The organism is Aneurinibacillus sp. Ricciae_BoGa-3 (genome assembly GCF_028421645.1).
GTDB lineage: Bacteria > Bacillota > Bacilli > Aneurinibacillales > Aneurinibacillaceae > Aneurinibacillus_B.
Map to the genome: position 1 here is coordinate 1,880,939 of NZ_CP116887.1, position 17,199 is coordinate 1,898,137.

Below are 17,199 nucleotides of genomic sequence, written 5' to 3' on the forward strand. Positions count from 1 at the left end.
AAAAGGGAAGAATGGAATACAGATATTGTTTGCTAAACAAGGGGTTGATAATTGTGAAAATTACTGTTCTGGGCTATCAAACACCTGCGCCGGGTCCAGGTGGCGCCGGACCCGGGTATTTGCTGGAAACAAGCAGTGGCGTCCTTTTGCTTGACTGTGGCAGTGCGGTTTACGCCCGCCTCATGCAGTACTTCCCGGTTCACAAAATTGATGCGGTGCTTGTTTCACACTACCACCATGATCACGTTTGTGACATTCCGATTCTCCAGTACGGTGCGCTGATGGCCTCCGTCCAGCAAAAGCTTACAAAACCCATTCCCGTATATGGCCCCCAAAGCCCGCAGGCATGGGCGGACAGAATGGCGTATGAAACCCATACCAAATTCCTTCCCATTGATGAACAGACCACGCTTGCGATCGGGGGCGTTTCTATTTCTTTTCATCGTACCCAGCACGCGGTGGAATGCTATGCCATGAAAATCAATGACGGGGTGCATACGATTGTTTATACCGCGGATACAGGGCCCGACACGGAGTGGAAAGATTTTGCGGATGAGTGTGACCTGCTTATCTGTGAAGGCACTTTTACCACCGATATTGTTCCTGGCGGAAAGCGGGGGCATTTAACGGCGAAGGAAGCCACCGAGTTATCTGAGCGCGTAAAGGCAAAGCGCCTGCTTATTACCCATCTATCTCCCGATATTGCGCGTTCGGCTTATCTGGAGGATGCGAGAGGGGGATTTAGGGGAGAACTCAGCCTTGCAGATATCGGACAGGTGATTACCATTGAATAGAACATGCTGGGTTTATCAATATGTACAGGTCAATGGCATATAAAACTGTAAGTCAAGGAGGGATCCATCGGATCCCTCCCTTTATTTTATGCCCGTCCTCCGCCTGCTTTTCCAATCTTACGCTGAAATGGAACTTTACTTGTCTTCACACCGGCATTATGGCGTCCAGTCGGCTGATTTTCCTGTAAATGCGCCTCTCGGGGGCTTGGATGACCGGGTAGTTTATAGAGATTATCCAATGCAAACTCAGCCCGGTCATGTTCCTTTCTGTTCCTAAAATGCAGATTGGCCAAGGGATTCACCTCCAGGGTTGTTCGGGGCGTAGGTATAGTATATCCTTCAGGTCAAGAGCTACAGGTGTTAATATTTACATACGCTGCTGCAGGCGGTTCAGGTTCCAAAGATACGCATGGCGATTGTGCAACGATTGCATCGTTAGGGATTTTATACTTGAAACCTTTACCTTTAATAGGTATAATCACCTGTGTTAATTAGTTTTTTTTAGCTATACATACTTAATTTACAGATTAGGAAACCGTTGACATAAACAGGAGGTTGTGAAATGGGAAAAAGAATTTTAATTGTGGATGATGCGTCCTTTATGCGGATGGTGATTAAAGGATTTTTAACAAAAAATGGTTATGAAGTGGCAGATGAGGCAGCCAATGGCGAAGAGGCGGTTGCCAAATATAAAGCTGTAAACCCGGATCTTGTGACAATGGATATTACGATGCCGGAGATGGATGGCATTCAAGCGGTTAAAGAAATACGCAAGATCGACAGCAATGCAAAGATTATCATGTGTTCTGCGATGGGCCAGCAGGACATGGTCGTGCAGGCCATTCAGGCTGGAGCTAGGGATTTTGTGGTGAAACCTTTTCAAGAGGAGCGGGTTATTGAAGCCATTAAAAAGGTTATCGATTGATAAGTTAACAGGACATAAGGAGGGGAAGGTATGCAGGCTAAGCAAATTAATGGTATTTTAAATGGCACCCGGAATGTACTTGAAGGCCATCTAAGCTTGAATGTAGAACCAGGCAACCCAACTCTTGAGGTAAATCCGGTCCTCTCGGGCCAGGTTTCGGTTATTGTTGGGATGACGGGAAAAATAAAGGTCGATTTAATCCTGGGCATGTCGCAGGAAACGACGAAGATGATTATAGGCCGCATGTTTGGCGGGATGGAAATAAGTGAAATTGACGACATGGGCTGGAGCGCTTTTTCCGAGTTTGGAAACTGGGTCGGCGCTGGCTGCTGTACGGAATTATCCAATCTTGGATTCGATGTGAATATCACACCACCTATTATAAATGAAGGCCAATCACGTTTTCGCTCGGCAAATCAATTCATCAGTATTCCATTTCAACTCGATAGTCATGAAATCATGATTCACATAAGCACTCAGGATTAAAACTACAACCCCGAAACAATGGAAACTCCCGTTAAGCTAGCGGGAGTTTTCTTTATTCTTAGTGTGCCTTCTGCTATAATAAATGAGTTAAAAACTAATATAACCTGTGTGGATAAATAGAAAGGAAATTGCAGAATGAAAAAGGAGCCAACCATGAACTCTTCGGACACTAAATCCGCCAGAGAAAAGGATTATTCACGTTATTTTATTGCGCCTGACTTAAAAGAGGCCAAAAAACGTGGCAAGCAGGATATTCAAGTTGTGCAATTTAACGGAATCGATGATGAATTGAGAAAAATTGGACGGGGAAAGAAATTCCTCATGCGCACATACGGCTGCCAGGCGAACGAGCATGACAGTGAAACGATTGCCGGGCTGCTTGGCCAGATGGGCTATACCCCAACGGAAGAGGAAGCGCAGGCAGATATTATTCTCTTCAACACGTGTGCGATACGTGAAAATGCGGAAGATAAAGTGTTTGGGGAGATCGGTCGGCTCAAACACCTGAAGCGAGAAAAACCTGACCTAGTTCTTGGCGTATGCGGCTGTATGTCACAAGAAGAAGCGGTAGTGAACCGCATCCTAAAAAGCTATCCCCATGTGGACTTGATTTTTGGTACGCACAATATCCACAGACTGCCTGTTCTTTTAAAGGACGCACTGTATAGTAAAGAGATGGTCGTTGAAGTTTGGTCCAAAGAGGGCGATGTTGTAGAAAACATGCCAAAGGTTCGCGAAAACGGGCTAAAAGCGTGGGTAAATATTATGTACGGCTGTGATAAGTTCTGCACGTACTGTATCGTCCCTTACACGCGCGGAAAAGAACGAAGCCGCCGGCCGGAGGATGTTATTGCAGAGGTGCGGGATTTAGCGCGCCAGGGTTATAAAGAAATAACGCTCCTTGGTCAGAATGTTAATGCGTATGGCAAAGACTTCGAAGACATCGAATACGGTTTTGGCGATCTAATGGATGAGATCCATAAAATTGATATTCCGCGGGTCCGCTTCACGACGAGCCATCCCCGTGATTTTGACGATCGCCTGATCGAAGTGCTTGCGAAGAAGGGTAACATGGTCGAACATATTCATCTTCCTGTGCAATCAGGCAGCTCCGAAGTGTTGAAAATCATGGCGCGTAAATACACGCGGGAACAATACCTGGATCTGGTTAGCCGAATTAAAACAGCGATCCCGGATGTAGTGCTTTCCACAGATATTATTGTAGGTTTTCCTGGCGAAACGGAAGAGCAATTCCAGGAGACGCTGTCTCTTGTGGAAGAAGTTGGTTTTGATTCCGCCTACACCTTTATTTATTCGCCACGCGAAGGTACCCCGGCTGCGGTCATGGAGGATAATGTGCCAATCGCTGAGAAAAAGGATCGCCTGTATCGACTCATGGACGTGGTCAACAGACTGGGCAGAGAGAAGAATGAAGCGCTGCGCGGGCAGGTCGTTGAAGTGTTGGTTGAAGGCGAAAGCAAAAATAATCCCGACGTCCTCGCCGGCAGAACGAGAACAAACAAACTTATACACTTTACAGGCTCGAAGGAATTAATTGGCCAGTTTACCCACGTAAAAATTACCGAGCCTCAGACTTGGACTTTGAAGGGCGAACTGCTTGCAACAGTGGAGGTGTAGTCATCCTATGGAGGAGAAGAAAGACAGTGCGCCGGATTATGCCAACGTCCTCAACCAGGCGCGTGAGCTCGCCGACATCATTGCCAATTCTGAAGAAGTTGCCCGCTTTAAGCAGGCGGAACAGAAGGTCAACGGCAATGCAAAAGTGCAAGGGCTTATTGAATCGATTAAACAGAAGCAGAAACAACTGGTTGCACTGGAGCATCGGCGCAGTTATGACTTGATTCCTCAGGTAGAGAAAGAACTGCAGAAACTGCAAGATGAGCTGGACGCCATTCCGATTGTCCAGGAATTTCAGCAGACGCAGGAAGATATTAATGAACTTCTCCAGCTGGTAACGAGGGTTATCGCAAACACCGTGTCGGACAAAATCATCGTCTCTACCGGTGGAGACCCCCTTTATAATGAAACGGACTCCCCACGGGCAAAGCGGGACTGATAGCAAAAACCAAAAGCAGCAGCAAAACGGCATAACCGGCATGAACGGTAGAAAGCCCGGAACCTCTCAGGTTTCCGGGCTTTTTTTCACCCATTACATGCGCATTGCATACGAATAATTATCAGCATTTGCCCATAGATGGGCTGCAGGGATCATATAAACGAGTAGCACCCGTGACAGGTGCCCTGCATACAAATGTACTGTGTAATGCAGCATGGAGGAGGTAACAAAATGTCGAGTTCAAGCACAGAGAAACAAAGGCAATGCCGGGAGATTCTCACCAAAGCTGTCTGCGGCAAAGGTCGAAAGTACTCTACTGGCACGCACTCCGTTACCCCATCCCATCATTCACTGACAATTCTAGGCTGCTGGGTCATGAATCATGTCTACAAAGCCGTGAAAGTCGGGGAAACGGTAGAAGTTAACGGGTCGTATGAGGTCAATATCTGGTACAGCTACAACAACAATACAGAAACAACAGTCCAGAAAGAAACCGTGAAATTTAACGATTCCGTTCCGCTGTCTTATTATGACAGCAACTGCCGCGGTGATGTGGAGGTAACAGCCCGCGTATCGCAGGAACCTCACGCCGTAGAAGCTAAACTGGCCGGGGGAAAAATTATCATTATCGTGGAGCGGGAGTACAGCGTAGAGGTAGTCGGGGAAACAAAACTTTGCGTAGTTGTCTGCGATAAATGCAACGATGACTATAAAGAAGAGTTCTATGTAGAATCGTTCGCTGACCCGGATGAATTTGACGAGTTTGACCCGGACGCATTTATTGACTAATAAAAGGGAGGCAGTCCCCTCCCTTTTTCTTTCTTTGCTTCTACATAGAAAGGGTGCGGATATTATGAAGATTTACGTACTGCACAGCGGCCAGCCATCAGCCAGGCGGCTGGCCCATCATCTGGGATGCGCGTCAGGTACAGAACTGCCTGAACAGGCACCGCCTGTTATCGTTCAGTGGGGCAATGCAGGCTTATCACGTTCTTTTGGCTGTATACTAAATGGAAGTTTAGCGATTCGGCTGGCAATGAATTGCAGGTTGCGGGAACGCCTCCTTTCCTTAAATGCAATCCCGGTTCTTGGAATGCAGGAGAAGGCACACACGATCCGTCGGTATCATGCCATTGTATTTCAGCAGGAGGTTGTTGCCCTCTATAAGGCTTCTGGCATATCGCTGCGCGAATATGCCAGGCCGGCTCCGCAGGACGAACTATATAAAGAGATCGATCTGAATGTATCCAGCCGTGAGTTACGCTATATTATGCAATTTGCTGTGCGAAGTGTATACTGCCTTGGCCTGGATTTCGCGTGTGTACAGTTTGGTGTGCGCAGTGACGGCGGCATTCGTGTGCTTGATGTGATGCCCGCTTTTTCCATGCACGATGATTTGGCTGTCCGAATGGCAGAGCTCATTGCGGCTTTTGCCAATCGCTACACAGAGGATCAGTCAACGACAATTATATTTGGAGCCGACCCGGAGTTTATGCTTGCGGATTCGAGTGGCCGCATGCTGTCCGCCTCCGAATTTTTCCCGCGCTTCGGTAGGGTAGGCTGCGACCGGGTTGTACAGCGAGATCAGAATTCGCCAAACTCCCTGCCAGTCGCCGAATTGAGGCCGGAGCCTGCCGCTACACCTAAGGATTTATTTCGCAATTTGTACCGAGCGATGCTGTTAGGCATTAAAAAGACAGCTCCGTCCGATGCCGTGTGGTTGGCAGGGGGGATGCCGTTTGCTGGTTATCCGCTGGGCGGGCACATTCATTTTAGCGGAATTGCCCCTAATTCACAGCTGCTCCGTGCCTTAGATACGTACCTGGCTCTGCCGGTCTTTATGCTTGAGGGGGAAGGATCTATGAGTAGAAGGCCCCGCTATGGATTTCCCGGTGACTTTAGAAAAGCTGAACATGGGGGCTTCGAATATCGTTCCCTGCCCAGCTGGCTTTGCTCGCCGAAAGCTACCCGCGGCATATTTGCGCTGTCCGTGTTGATTGCAGCGTCCTACAGGTCGCTTAAAAAAAATCTTTTTATCTACCCTTCGGTGCAACGTGCCTTTTTTACTGGAAGCAAAATAGAGATCGCCAGGTATATACCGGATATATGGGAGGAGATAGAAGCGCTCCCTCTTTATGGAGATTATATGGATTATCTCTCCCCGTTTAAGCATCAGATATGGGGGGCAGACGCCTGGGAGGAGGGAGAAGACATCCGCCTTGCCTGGAAGCTTCCACCTTATAACAATTGGTACATCCCAAACACTCCCACCGGACTGTGTTATAATACGGAAGGAAACATGCCCGAACAGGAGAGAGAAGTATATGGCTAAACATACACCGATGATGGAGCAGTATTTAAGCATTAAAGAACAGTATCAAGACGCCTTCTTATTTTTTAGGCTCGGCGACTTTTATGAACTGTTTTTTGAGGATGCGGTGAAGGCTGCCCAGGAACTTGAAATTACACTGACCGGACGCGGCGGGGGAGCGGAAGAGCGCATACCGATGTGCGGTGTCCCCTACCACTCGGTCGATACATATATTGCGCAGTTGATTGACAAAGGCTATAAAGTAGCGATATGCGAACAGATGGAAGACCCTAAGCAGGCCAAAGGTGTCGTGAAGCGTGAAGTCACACGCCTGATTACCCCGGGAACGGTAATGGAAGGGAATTTTCTCACGGATAAAGAGAACAATTATCTTGTGGCGGTTTATGCTGTGGATGGGGCGGCTGCGCTTGCTGCCTGTGATATTTCAACCGGGGAATTTTATCTGACAGAAGTGGATAGCGAGACGGCGCTTCTCGATGAAATTCTGCGGTATAATCCTTCTGAAGTCATCGATTGTTCACAAATCAATCGATTTTCATTGAAGGACATGCTTGCACCCCACCCTATTGTTTTAACGTTTGTGTCGGCTCCCGAAGCAGATGGGGGAGTCGATTATGATGAACAACTGGCCAGGCATTTCAATGAAGTGGCAGGAGCGGGGCATTGCTCTGGCAACATGCTGCGGGCAACGCTTGGGCTTTTGGCTTATCTAAAAGAGACCCAGAAGCGTACCATGGATCACCTTCACCGGATTGAGCTGTACGAGCCAGCTGCGTATATGGTGCTTGATCAGTTCACCCGCCGTAACTTAGAGCTTGTTGAAACGATCCGCGATATGTCCAGGAAAGGCTCGCTGCTTTGGATGCTGGATCAGACGTCTACAGCCATGGGAGGGCGGCTTTTGCGCCGCTGGGTAGACAGACCGCTGCTTTCAAAGGCAGCCATTGAGAAGCGTCAGCAGGCGGTTGAAGTTCTCTACCATGAGTGGCTGGCGCGGGAAGAGATACGCCGAGCTCTAAAGGAAGTATATGACTTGGAGCGGCTGGCCGGGCGCATAGCATACGGTTCCGCAAGCGCGCGTGATTTGATCCAGCTTAAATCCTCCCTGTTGGCCATACCTGCACTCAAACAGCAGCTGGAAGATATCGCCACAACGTCCAACTCTCTGCAGGAAATCACCGCACAGCTTGATGCGTGCCCGGATATTGTGGAGATCATTGACCAGGGGATAACGGACGATCCGCCCCTTGCTTTAAAAGAGGGCGGCCTAATCAAAGATGGTTATGACGAATATCTGGATAGACTCCGCACAGCAAGCCGTGATGGCAAGCAGTGGATTGCCAGTCTTGAAAAACAGGAGCGGGAGGCAACTGGAATCCGATCGCTTAAAGTCGGCTATAACAAAGTGTTTGGCTACTATATCGAAGTGACCCGGGCAAACCTGGCTGCACTCCCTGAAGGTCGCTATGAGAGAAAGCAAACGCTGGCCAATGCGGAGCGCTTTATTACGCCTGAATTAAAAGAAAAGGAAGCTCTTATACTGGAAGCGGATGAGAAGCGTACGGAATTAGAATACCAGCTGTTTGTCGAAATACGCGACAAAATAGCGGGGCAGGTTAAACGCCTTCAGGATTTAGCTCTGCAGGTTGCGGCCGTTGACGTTATCCAATCATTGGCGGCATTGGCGCAGGAAAGAAGCTATACAAAACCAGCCATCGTTGAAGACGGCCGCGTGGAAATCGCAGATGGACGGCATCCGGTTGTTGAAACGGTTGTAGCTGAGCAATCTTTTGTGCCAAACGACACGCACCTACTCGCCGACGGACAGCAGATGATGCTCATAACCGGGCCAAACATGGCAGGCAAAAGCACGTACATGAGACAGGTGGCACTCATTATGATCATGGCGCAGCTGGGCAGTTTTGTCCCGGCACAGAAGGCTGTAATCACGCCGGTGGACCGCATTTTCACCCGCATCGGAGCAGCGGATGACCTGGTAGGCGGGCAGAGTACATTCATGGTGGAGATGAAGGAGATCGAGGTTACATTAAGGAATGCAAATGCACGGAGCCTTGTCATTATTGACGAGCTAGGACGCGGCACTTCCACATCCGAAGGCATGTCTATCGCCCAGGCTGTGATTGAATATTTACACGATGATGTCGGGTGCAAAACGCTGGTATCCACCCACTACCATGAGCTGTCGCATCTGGAGGACACCCTGGACAATTTGAAGAACTACCACATGGCTGTTGAAGAATCAGGAGATAGTGTAGTGTTTTTGCGAAAGCTTATTGCGGGTCCGGCGGATAAGAGTTACGGCATATACTGCGCACAAATAGCCGGTATCCCTGACCGTGTAATTCAGCGGGCCAATCATCTGCTTGAAGAATTTGTCGGAAGCTCCGAGGGGGGAGCGCATCGCCTGGCGGCAAACGAAACCGCGGCATTTCAAAGTGAGCCCCAACAGCTGGATTTATTCGGTACAATAGAGGAGCCGGCTAGCACAACAGAGCCAGCCTATAGTAATGAACGGAACGGACAAAGCAGTGTGGAGAGCCAAATAGTAAAGAAATTAAAGGATGCGGATTTAATGGCCATGACGCCACTGGATGCCATTAATTTCGTTTTTGAATTAAAAAAACAGTTAGCGAAGTAGACCCTTTCTTGCCCTTGCAGCTGTGGGAATGAGCATAACTTACTTTCCCGCGCTGCATCATGCGTGGTCACCGGTGAGTAAATTACGGAAGCTTATACAGGGGTTTGCCAGATGGAATTCAGACTGGTATTTGAACATTGCCATCCATGGTTACCCGAAAGACAAAAGTGCCGCCTTTTTCCCGCTATACCCATACTTAACACGCTACGCGGGCCAAGTAATAAATATCGTTTTCCATGACTATAAGTGGTCTCTTATGAAATTGGAATTTGAGCATTGGCTGTATATGTTTTTTGGGCTTCTAATTCCGATGAGTTCCATTAGCGGCGGGGTATTAATGAGCATGCCACGCTATGTGATCGTGCTATTTCCTGGATTCATTTGTATGGCGTACTTACTCAAAATGCGATACCTGGAGACCTCTTATTTTATCTTTAGCATCCTGCTTTATTTGTTCTACATGGTCAGGTTTGCGAATGAATACTGGGTCGCGTAGCCTTCTAGCTTAGTTTAATTGCCGTTCTTGTCTTGGTCAAAAAGCGCGAAAATTGGACAACATGTATTTCCCTTACAACTGGCAGAATATACGATTTTATTCAATTTCTACAGATACCCTGCCTGCTGGAAGATATAAAATTATTATCTCTTATACGGCTTTAAACTATGATCAATATCCCGGCCTTAGCAATCCCGCTGCCCTTGCTTTTGTAGCTGACATTTCTGCGTCATCAGCAGTAACACCAATGGCCGTATTTAACCAAACACAAGGCACTTTTTATCCAACAATACCCAGTGCTGTAGCAGACGCGCACAATAATGATGTCTTACTGGTATTACCTGGAACTATTAACCAATCTACGCAAGTCGTTATCAATATACCGTTAACGTTACAAGGGTTACCAGGTAGTCGTATCGTATTAACGGCCGACACAATTTTATTTCTGGTTGTAGGAAACAATATTACACTTGAAAATTTAACTATTACAAGCGATGTTCCAAAGGAATTTATACAAATTGGAGGCAACAATAACAGAATTCTAAACAATACAATATTTGGTCCTCCACAACAACTACCAATGATCAATTGGGTCGTAAATCGAGCCGTAGTCCCACAAGCAAACAATGCAAATAACTTAATAGTAAAAGGTAATAATTTCCATTCATTACGTACTGGAATGTATCTAAATCCAGGAACGAATGGTAATATAACTAACAATGTTGTTTTTAACACAAAAGGTGGATTTTTAGTGGATAATGCTAGTTTTGTATTACAAGGAAACTCATGGGATAATCCCGCTAATGAATTCGATATTGTTCTTTTTGCTAGCACTCCTTGTAATAGTCCACTCTACGACCCAACGACTACCTTAAGTGCAAATAATAATGGTGCAACTATTTCCGATCAAAGAGTTTGTTCATAATAAAATGCAGTTGAAAACAACCTCCCGATTGTTTTGGGAGGTTGTTTTCATATCAGCCATATTGGACGTTCCTTACTGACGGAAACCAGCTAATTAAACAAGATACTATTTAGTTTAAAAAGCGAAACATGAGCACCCGTTTTACATCTTACATATGTTTTACATAGATTTCGAAGAATAAAGCACCTTATTTTATATAAACAAGGACTTATGAATAAAGAAACTGCGTCTTATATTTAGCAAGGAGTAGCACACCTGACATCTGGCCGTAATCATGGTACGATTAAGGGTGAAAAGGAGGGGATTTAGTGGCTGCGATACATATAATGGACGAACAGTTGGCCAACTTAATTGCCGCCGGCGAAGTGGTGGAGCGGCCTTCCTCTGTAGTAAAAGAATTGGTGGAAAACTCAATAGATGCTGGAAGTACCCGCATTGAAATACACCTGGAGGAAGGCGGGCTCGCCTCCATCCGAATTAAAGACAACGGGATCGGCATGGACCGGGATGACTGCCGCCTGGCATTTGAGCGGCATGCCACAAGCAAGTTGAAGCGCGCGCGCGACCTTTCGCATATACGCACTCTTGGTTTTCGCGGAGAGGCAATCCCGAGCATTGCGGCCGTTTCACGAATGGAAGTCATTAGCACCGCTGAGGGTGCGCCGGCTGGAACCCGGATTTTTCGGGTGGCGGACCGGGAAGAAGCTTGCGAACCCGCTGCTTTTCCACGCGGAACTGAGATTAAGGTATATGACTTATTTTTTAATACACCTGCCCGTTTAAAATATATGAAATCCATTCAGACCGAGATTGGCCATGTTTCTGACGTGATTAACAGGTTAGCCTTATCGCATCCGGAAATCGCTTTTCTCTTAACGCATAATGATAAGCAAATCTTAAAAACATCCGGAGACGGCCAAGTGCTTCATGTCATCTCAGCCATTTACGGCCTAAACCTGGCCAAAAATATGGTTGCAATACAAGCGGAATCCCTGGATTATACCCTTTCCGGCTTTATAGCAAAACCCGAATTTACACGCGCAAACCGTTCCTATATCTCTACCATTATCAATGGCCGCTACATTCGCAATATCGGGCTTGCCAACGCTGTATTGCGTGGTTATCATACTCTCTTGCCGATCAACCGCTTCCCTGTCGTAGTGCTGGCGGTGGATATGGATCCGACACTTGTCGATGTAAACGTGCATCCAGCCAAACTCGAGGTTCGGTTTAGCAAAGAGCAGGAGCTTTATAGCTTTGTCGAACAGGAGGTAAGAAGTGTATGGGGCAGACAGCGGCTCATTCCTGAGCCTGGCAGAGATGTCCGCCGTGGCCAACCCGAGTGGAAAAATCAGAAGCAGGAAGCAATTGATTGGTCCTTGCTGGTTCCGTCGAAGTCTTCCCCATCCCTTGAAATAAGCATGACTTCGGAGGCACCAACAAAGATTGGGGCACAGCCCAATGAGCAAAGTACGTTTAATACACAAAAAAGTCCACAGGCAAAACAACAGCAAGTAGCTTCCGGTTATGTAAAAAGGTTAGAAGACACCTGGCAAACCCAGGTAGCCCGCGAAACACAGGAAACCCTAGAAACACAGGAAACCCGAGAAATAGAGGAAACACAGGAAACAGAGGAATCCCGTGAAACCCAAGAGACTAACGTGTATGAAGTGGATGAACGAGAGCAACTTGTGCAGGAGTTTCCGCAAGTTCAAGCCTCAACTGAAAATGAGGTGCAACCCGGAGAAGTATTGAGAGTGCCAGAAATGTACCCAATGGCGCAACTGCATGGCACCTATATTTTGGCTCAAAACCAGGATGGCATGTATATGATTGACCAGCACGCTGCACAGGAGCGGATCTTCTATGAGTTTTTCCTTGGCAAACTGCATGATGACACAATAGAAAGCCAGGATCTTCTGCTGCCCATTACGCTTGATTTAACGAAAGCGGAGGCGCTTGCGGTGGAAGAAAACACCGACAAATTCAGCAGGGTAGGGGTTTATCTGGAGCCTTTCGGTTCCAACAGTTACATGATCCGATCCCATCCACGCTGGCTGCCAAAAGGAGAAGAAGAGTCGATTCTCCGTGAAATGGTGGACATGGTTGTAAAACAGAAGAAGGAAATCGATGTGGTTAAACTGCGGGAAGCGGCTGCCATTACGATGTCCTGCAAAGCTGCGATTAAAGCCAATCGCTATTTAACACATGCGGAAATGGAGGCGCTCATTCAACGCTTGCGTCGCACAACGAGTCCATTTACTTGCCCGCATGGAAGGCCAATTATCGTTCATTTCTCCACCTATGATATTGAAAAGATGTTCAAGCGCGTAATGTAAACAAATGGTATTCAATAGCTAAATCGAAGCGGAAAACTCCTGTTACGCCAGGAGTTTTCCGCTTTTTTTTTTTTTTCTGAGTGCAAAGCACTTAAAAACTTCTTTTTCTCACTGGTCTATTTTACAACAGTATCTCTAGTTTTCTGTTTCTAACTGCAAAGCAGATGCATAAGATGCAAAGGAAAGGGAGCCTACTGCATGAGAATCAGTATTTTGAGGAGCAATAGTTCTACTATTAATATTTTAACCATTTACGTTCTCCAATCTTTCAGTAAAGGATGCGAAAACATGGGTAATGAGTGGGACAAAAAATTCTTTGGCTGTTCTAAATCAAATAAGAATAATTCACTTTCTAATAAGGAAAATTCGGAATTCAAAAGGGAAAATATAGAATCAAGTGAGGAAAATTTGGATAACATTGTGATTGCCAAGCCTGCTGGAAGTTTATCTCATGCAGAAGAAATAAACAGTAATGCTTATGGATTTAATTCGTATGCGGAGGGATTAGGTACATTAGCAAGTAACTCATATTCGCATGCGGAAGGGAATGTTACCATGGCGACTGGGTTTGCTTCGCATGCGGAAGGGGAGGGAAATACGTCTAGCGGTGAGTTCTCACATGCAGAGGGCGGGGGTGCAGATCCATACGGTAATTCCGCCCCTAACTTAGCTAGTGGATCGTCTTCACACGCGGAAGGTGTTGGTACAACAGCAAGTGGGTTTGCTTCGCATACAGAAGGCGGTACTGAGGATATAACGTTGTATCTAGGTCCCGTTGCTAGCGGAGACTTTTCCCATGCGGAGGGACAAAGTACAACAGCCAGTGGTGAGGGAGCCCATGCAGAAGGCCGACAAACAACAGCCAGTGGCTCAGGTTCTCACGCGGAGGGATTTAATACAACTGCGAGTGGTAAGGCAACCCATGCAGAGGGACACCAAACACTTTCGAGTGGATTTGCTTCCCATGCGGAAGGTGCCGGCACTTTTGCAATCGGGCATTTTTCCCATTCCGAGGGGCAGAGCACCACAGCCAGTGGATTTGCTTCCCATGCACAAGGTGCCTGTACTCGAGCGCGAGCGAATTTTTCCCATTCTGAGGGTGTCAATACTATTGTAAATCCCGCTCATACAGGTTCCTCTATTATGGGTCAGAATGGCGTTACAAGATTCCCTTTTTCCTGGCATCTAGCAAATGGTTTTGTCGTCGGTCCACCATTAAACGCGGCTGTTATCGAAGGAACTACCGGAAATCTCTATCTGGACGGAACGGTCGTCGCTCCTGCTGCTGGGGACTATGCTGAAATGTTTGAAACGATTGATGGCAATTCAATTGATGCTGGATATTTTGTTACTTTAGACGGTGAGGGTGATAAAATACGAAAAGCCCATGCTCACGATGAATATATCCTTGGCGTGGTCAGTGCAAGGCCAGCAATGATCGCTGATGCCAGTGATTTGCGCTGGCATAACCTATTCCAAACAGATGACTGGGGCAGAGTTCAATATAACGAGGTGATTATACCTGAAAGAAGAGATGAAAAAGGGAATGTCATTTCTCCTCAGGTTAAAAAAATGGAACCCATCTTAAACCCTTCGTACGATCCTTCGCAAACATATATACCTCGCAGGCATAGGCCGGAATGGGTCGCTGTTGGTATAGTTGGTAAATTATTAGTGCGTGATGATGGAACATGTGAACCAAATGGATATTGTAAACCAAATGATGAAGGAGTGGCAACAGCTTCCCGTAATGGCTATAGAGTGATGAAGCGGGTAGGGGACAATCAAATCCAAATTTTTATTAAATAATGAGCGAGCCCTCTAGTTTACAACTTCGAATTGTGTTGCTTATTTCGTCCAAGCAAATATGCTACCCTATTTTTGCGAACTTGCATCCTCAACATTCACCCCTAGGAATTATCCTACGTACAATGCCATAAGGTACCATAACTTGTAATGGTAAGCAGATGCAGCGCAATTGTAACCTGCGACTCTTCTTTTGATGTTGCAATCAAACCTTCTTGAGAAATTAATTCGTTCTATTTGTTCACAAAACTGACCGTGATAGTCAAGGGTGTTCTAACGTGGATAAAAAGAGTGAAAGGGAACTGGTTTATGTTAGATATTATTATTGTTAATTATAACACCCGAGAGTTAACAATGGATTGTATTAAATCAATCTTAGGTCATACTTCGGTTCCATTTAAGTTGTTCGTAGTGGATAACGGATCAACAGATGGGTCGGTAGACATGATTGCAACAAAGTTTCCTGAGGTTACGGTTATTCGTAATTCGGTTAATGAAGGGTATGCGAAAGCATGCAATAAAGGAGCATTGGCGGGTGACAATCACTTCATTGTATTTCTCAATAGTGATACTAAATTTATTAAATCCGATTGGGCTCAATGTATGATAAGGGTTTTTGAAGAGGATCCGAAAGTAGCTGTAGCAGCGCCAAAACTGATAAATCAGGATGGCCTGATCACTGGATGCGGGGTGGTTGGTACCAATGCTAATCCCAATGTAAGAGGATGGTTAGAGCCGGATTCTCCAGATAAATATAATGAAAAGATTGAGTGCGTAAGTGTTTGTGGAGCCTGCATGATGATTAAGAGAGAGAATATTAAGCAACTTGGATTGTTGGATGAAAGATATCCTTTTTATTTTGAGGAGACCGATTACTGTTACAACGCAAGAGATAAAGGTTTCAAAGTAGTCTATACCCCTTGTACAGTTGTTTATCACTATCATCAGGGAAGTTCGAAAAATTATTCAAAACTTGCACAATGGGCAGGAATAGGCAAAAAAATTTTTGATACAAAGTGGGCCCATATGATGAATGATGAAAGAGTTTACGGTTAAAGGATAGAGATGAGAGGTGAAAGTTTTGAAGGGAATTATTATAGCGGGGGGTGTAGGCTCTCGTCTATTGCCATTTACTAAGGTTATAAACAAACACTTATTACCTGTTGGCCAGTATCCCATGATTTATCATTCTATCTATAAACTACGACAAGCAGGAATAAAAGACATACTTATAATCACCGGGAAGGAACATATAGGTGATGTTGTTTCCTTATTAGGGAGTGGTCATGAGTTTGGAGCAACCTTCACCTATAAGGTTCAAGACCTTGCCGGTGGAATTGCACACGCTCTAGGCTTAGCCGAATCCTTTGTTGGTACAGACTGCATGACCGTCATTCTTGGCGACAACATTTTCTCCGATAAAATTTTTCCGTATATCAAGAATTTCCTTGCACAAGGTGGCGGTGCAAAGATCTTAATTAAAGAGGTTGAAGATCCTAAAAGGTACGGAGTTGCTGAACTTGGGAGAAATAAAGTCGTAAATATTGAAGAAAAGCCGGTCCTTCCCAAATCATCTTATGCTGTAACAGGAATCTATATGTACGATTCTACTGTATTTCACATTATCAAAACGTTAAAACCATCAGCACGCGGAGAACTTGAAATTACAGATGTAAATAATGCTTATATTCAATGTGGAAAATTAACTTTTGACGTGCTAAATGGATGCTGGGTTGATGCAGGTACCCATGCTTCTTTAGCAAAAGCAAATGAACTATTTAAAGATTATAAACTGGATTGGGCGAATATTCATGAAAATTAACGAAACGAAGTTAGATGGAGTGCTGGTAATCGAACCAGATGTGTTTTGTGACCGGAGAGGGTTCTTTATGGAAAGTTATAATGAATCTGCGTTTAACGAATTAGGTCTCCATGTCAGATTTTTACAGGATAATCACTCTCTATCTATAAATTGTGGAACCATTCGAGGGCTCCATTACCAATTAAACCCAAAGACACAAACTAAACTCGTTCGGGTTTTAACAGGCGTTATTTATGATGTGGTTGTAGATATAAGGAAAAACTCACCTACTTTTGGTCAATATATTAGTGTGATTTTAAGTGAGGAGAATAAAAGGGAATTGCTTATCCCAAAGGGTTATGCACATGGTTTTTGTACACTAGCACCAAATACACAAGTAGCGTACAAAGTCGATGAGTATTATTCTCCTGATCATGATAGGGGTATTTTATGGAGTGATCCGGATATAGGAATAGAGTGGCCTACATCCAATCCAGTTCTTTCTAAGAAAGATGAACACCATCCTTTACTAAAAGATGCAGACCTCATTATTTAATAA

16 protein-coding genes are annotated in these 17,199 nt (G+C 45.7%); 15 read left to right on the top strand and 1 reads right to left on the bottom strand.

The genetic code is table 11. From position 1 onward, the window contains the following. The first annotated feature begins 53 nt into the window (after positions 1-53). Entirely contained in the window at positions 54-794 is a 741-nt protein-coding gene (locus PP175_RS09690) for an MBL fold metallo-hydrolase (RefSeq protein ID WP_272442544.1), read from the top strand. An 86-nt stretch (positions 795-880) separates the two neighbouring features. Here PP175_RS09690 and PP175_RS09695 read toward each other — a convergent pair whose 3' ends face one another. After that, on the bottom strand, positions 881-1,087 hold the full coding sequence (locus PP175_RS09695; RefSeq protein ID WP_272442545.1) for a hypothetical protein: 207 nt from the start codon (positions 1,085-1,087) through the stop codon (positions 881-883). 269 nt (positions 1,088-1,356) lie between these two features. On the opposite strand from PP175_RS09695, the gene PP175_RS09700 reads away from it, so the two are divergent. From PP175_RS09700 to rfbC, 14 genes are all read left to right on the top strand, one after another. Further along, entirely contained in the window at positions 1,357-1,719 is a 363-nt protein-coding gene (locus tag PP175_RS09700; RefSeq protein ID WP_272442546.1) for a response regulator, read from the top strand. A 30-nt stretch (positions 1,720-1,749) separates the two neighbouring features. Further along, a complete protein-coding gene (locus tag PP175_RS09705) occupies positions 1,750-2,205 on the top strand; it encodes a chemotaxis protein CheX (RefSeq protein ID WP_272442547.1) in 456 nt (151 codons plus the stop codon). 135 nt (positions 2,206-2,340) lie between these two features. After that, on the top strand, positions 2,341-3,843 hold the full coding sequence (gene miaB, locus PP175_RS09710) for a tRNA (N6-isopentenyl adenosine(37)-C2)-methylthiotransferase MiaB (RefSeq protein WP_272442548.1): 1,503 nt from the start codon (positions 2,341-2,343) through the stop codon (positions 3,841-3,843). 7 nt (positions 3,844-3,850) lie between these two features. Further along, entirely contained in the window at positions 3,851-4,282 is a 432-nt protein-coding gene (locus PP175_RS09715) for a YlbF/YmcA family competence regulator (protein ID WP_272442549.1), read from the top strand. A gap of 231 nt (positions 4,283-4,513) precedes the next feature. After that, positions 4,514-5,071: an outer spore coat protein CotE gene (cotE, locus tag PP175_RS09720; RefSeq protein ID WP_272442550.1), complete on the top strand. Its 558-nt coding sequence runs from the start codon at positions 4,514-4,516 to the stop codon at positions 5,069-5,071. 64 nt (positions 5,072-5,135) lie between these two features. Beyond that, positions 5,136-6,614: a putative amidoligase domain-containing protein gene (locus PP175_RS09725; protein ID WP_272442551.1), complete on the top strand. Its 1,479-nt coding sequence runs from the start codon at positions 5,136-5,138 to the stop codon at positions 6,612-6,614. After that, on the top strand, positions 6,607-9,273 hold the full coding sequence (gene mutS, locus PP175_RS09730) for a DNA mismatch repair protein MutS (RefSeq protein ID WP_272442552.1): 2,667 nt from the start codon (positions 6,607-6,609) through the stop codon (positions 9,271-9,273). Before PP175_RS09725 ends, mutS begins: the two co-directional genes overlap by 8 nt. A gap of 28 nt (positions 9,274-9,301) precedes the next feature. Then, positions 9,302-9,769 carry a hypothetical protein gene (locus tag PP175_RS09735; RefSeq protein WP_272442553.1) on the top strand — a complete coding sequence of 156 codons (468 nt, stop codon included), beginning with the start codon at positions 9,302-9,304 and terminating at the stop codon, positions 9,767-9,769. Positions 9,770-9,830: 61 nt separating this feature from the next. Further along, a complete protein-coding gene (locus PP175_RS09740) occupies positions 9,831-10,694 on the top strand; it encodes a right-handed parallel beta-helix repeat-containing protein (protein ID WP_272443233.1) in 864 nt (287 codons plus the stop codon). Between the two features lie 308 nt (positions 10,695-11,002). Then, positions 11,003-13,033, top strand: a complete 2,031-nt coding sequence (gene mutL / locus PP175_RS09745; protein ID WP_272442554.1) for a DNA mismatch repair endonuclease MutL — start codon at positions 11,003-11,005, stop codon at positions 13,031-13,033. Between the two features lie 288 nt (positions 13,034-13,321). Then, complete coding sequence (locus tag PP175_RS09750; RefSeq protein WP_272442555.1) at positions 13,322-14,842, top strand: peptidase G2 autoproteolytic cleavage domain-containing protein; 1,521 nt, start codon at positions 13,322-13,324, stop codon at positions 14,840-14,842. A gap of 306 nt (positions 14,843-15,148) precedes the next feature. Beyond that, positions 15,149-15,895, top strand: a complete 747-nt coding sequence (locus PP175_RS09755; RefSeq protein WP_272442556.1) for a glycosyltransferase family 2 protein — start codon at positions 15,149-15,151, stop codon at positions 15,893-15,895. A gap of 25 nt (positions 15,896-15,920) precedes the next feature. Continuing rightward, positions 15,921-16,661: a sugar phosphate nucleotidyltransferase gene (locus PP175_RS09760; protein ID WP_272442557.1), complete on the top strand. Its 741-nt coding sequence runs from the start codon at positions 15,921-15,923 to the stop codon at positions 16,659-16,661. Further along, the gene (gene rfbC, locus PP175_RS09765; protein WP_272442558.1) at positions 16,651-17,196 is read left to right on the top strand and encodes a dTDP-4-dehydrorhamnose 3,5-epimerase; all 546 of its coding nucleotides are present in this window, start codon (positions 16,651-16,653) and stop codon (positions 17,194-17,196) included. The genes PP175_RS09760 and rfbC overlap by 11 nt, the downstream gene beginning before the upstream one ends. Positions 17,197-17,199: the final 3 nt, after the last annotated feature.

Coding starts and splice junctions, on each gene's coding strand:
- PP175_RS09700 (WP_272442546.1), top strand. CDS start 1,357: ATGGGAAAAAGAATTTTAATTGTGGATGATGCGTCCTTTATGCGGATG.
- PP175_RS09735 (WP_272442553.1), top strand. CDS start 9,302: ATGAGCATAACTTACTTTCCCGCGCTGCATCATGCGTGGTCACCGGTG.
- PP175_RS09740 (WP_272443233.1), top strand. CDS start 9,831: ATGTATTTCCCTTACAACTGGCAGAATATACGATTTTATTCAATTTCT.
- cotE (WP_272442550.1), top strand. CDS start 4,514: ATGTCGAGTTCAAGCACAGAGAAACAAAGGCAATGCCGGGAGATTCTC.
- mutS (WP_272442552.1), top strand. CDS start 6,607: ATGGCTAAACATACACCGATGATGGAGCAGTATTTAAGCATTAAAGAA.
- rfbC (WP_272442558.1), top strand. CDS start 16,651: ATGAAAATTAACGAAACGAAGTTAGATGGAGTGCTGGTAATCGAACCA.
- PP175_RS09755 (WP_272442556.1), top strand. CDS start 15,149: ATGTTAGATATTATTATTGTTAATTATAACACCCGAGAGTTAACAATG.
- miaB (WP_272442548.1), top strand. CDS start 2,341: ATGAAAAAGGAGCCAACCATGAACTCTTCGGACACTAAATCCGCCAGA.
- PP175_RS09705 (WP_272442547.1), top strand. CDS start 1,750: ATGCAGGCTAAGCAAATTAATGGTATTTTAAATGGCACCCGGAATGTA.
- PP175_RS09725 (WP_272442551.1), top strand. CDS start 5,136: ATGAAGATTTACGTACTGCACAGCGGCCAGCCATCAGCCAGGCGGCTG.
- PP175_RS09715 (WP_272442549.1), top strand. CDS start 3,851: ATGGAGGAGAAGAAAGACAGTGCGCCGGATTATGCCAACGTCCTCAAC.
- PP175_RS09750 (WP_272442555.1), top strand. CDS start 13,322: ATGGGTAATGAGTGGGACAAAAAATTCTTTGGCTGTTCTAAATCAAAT.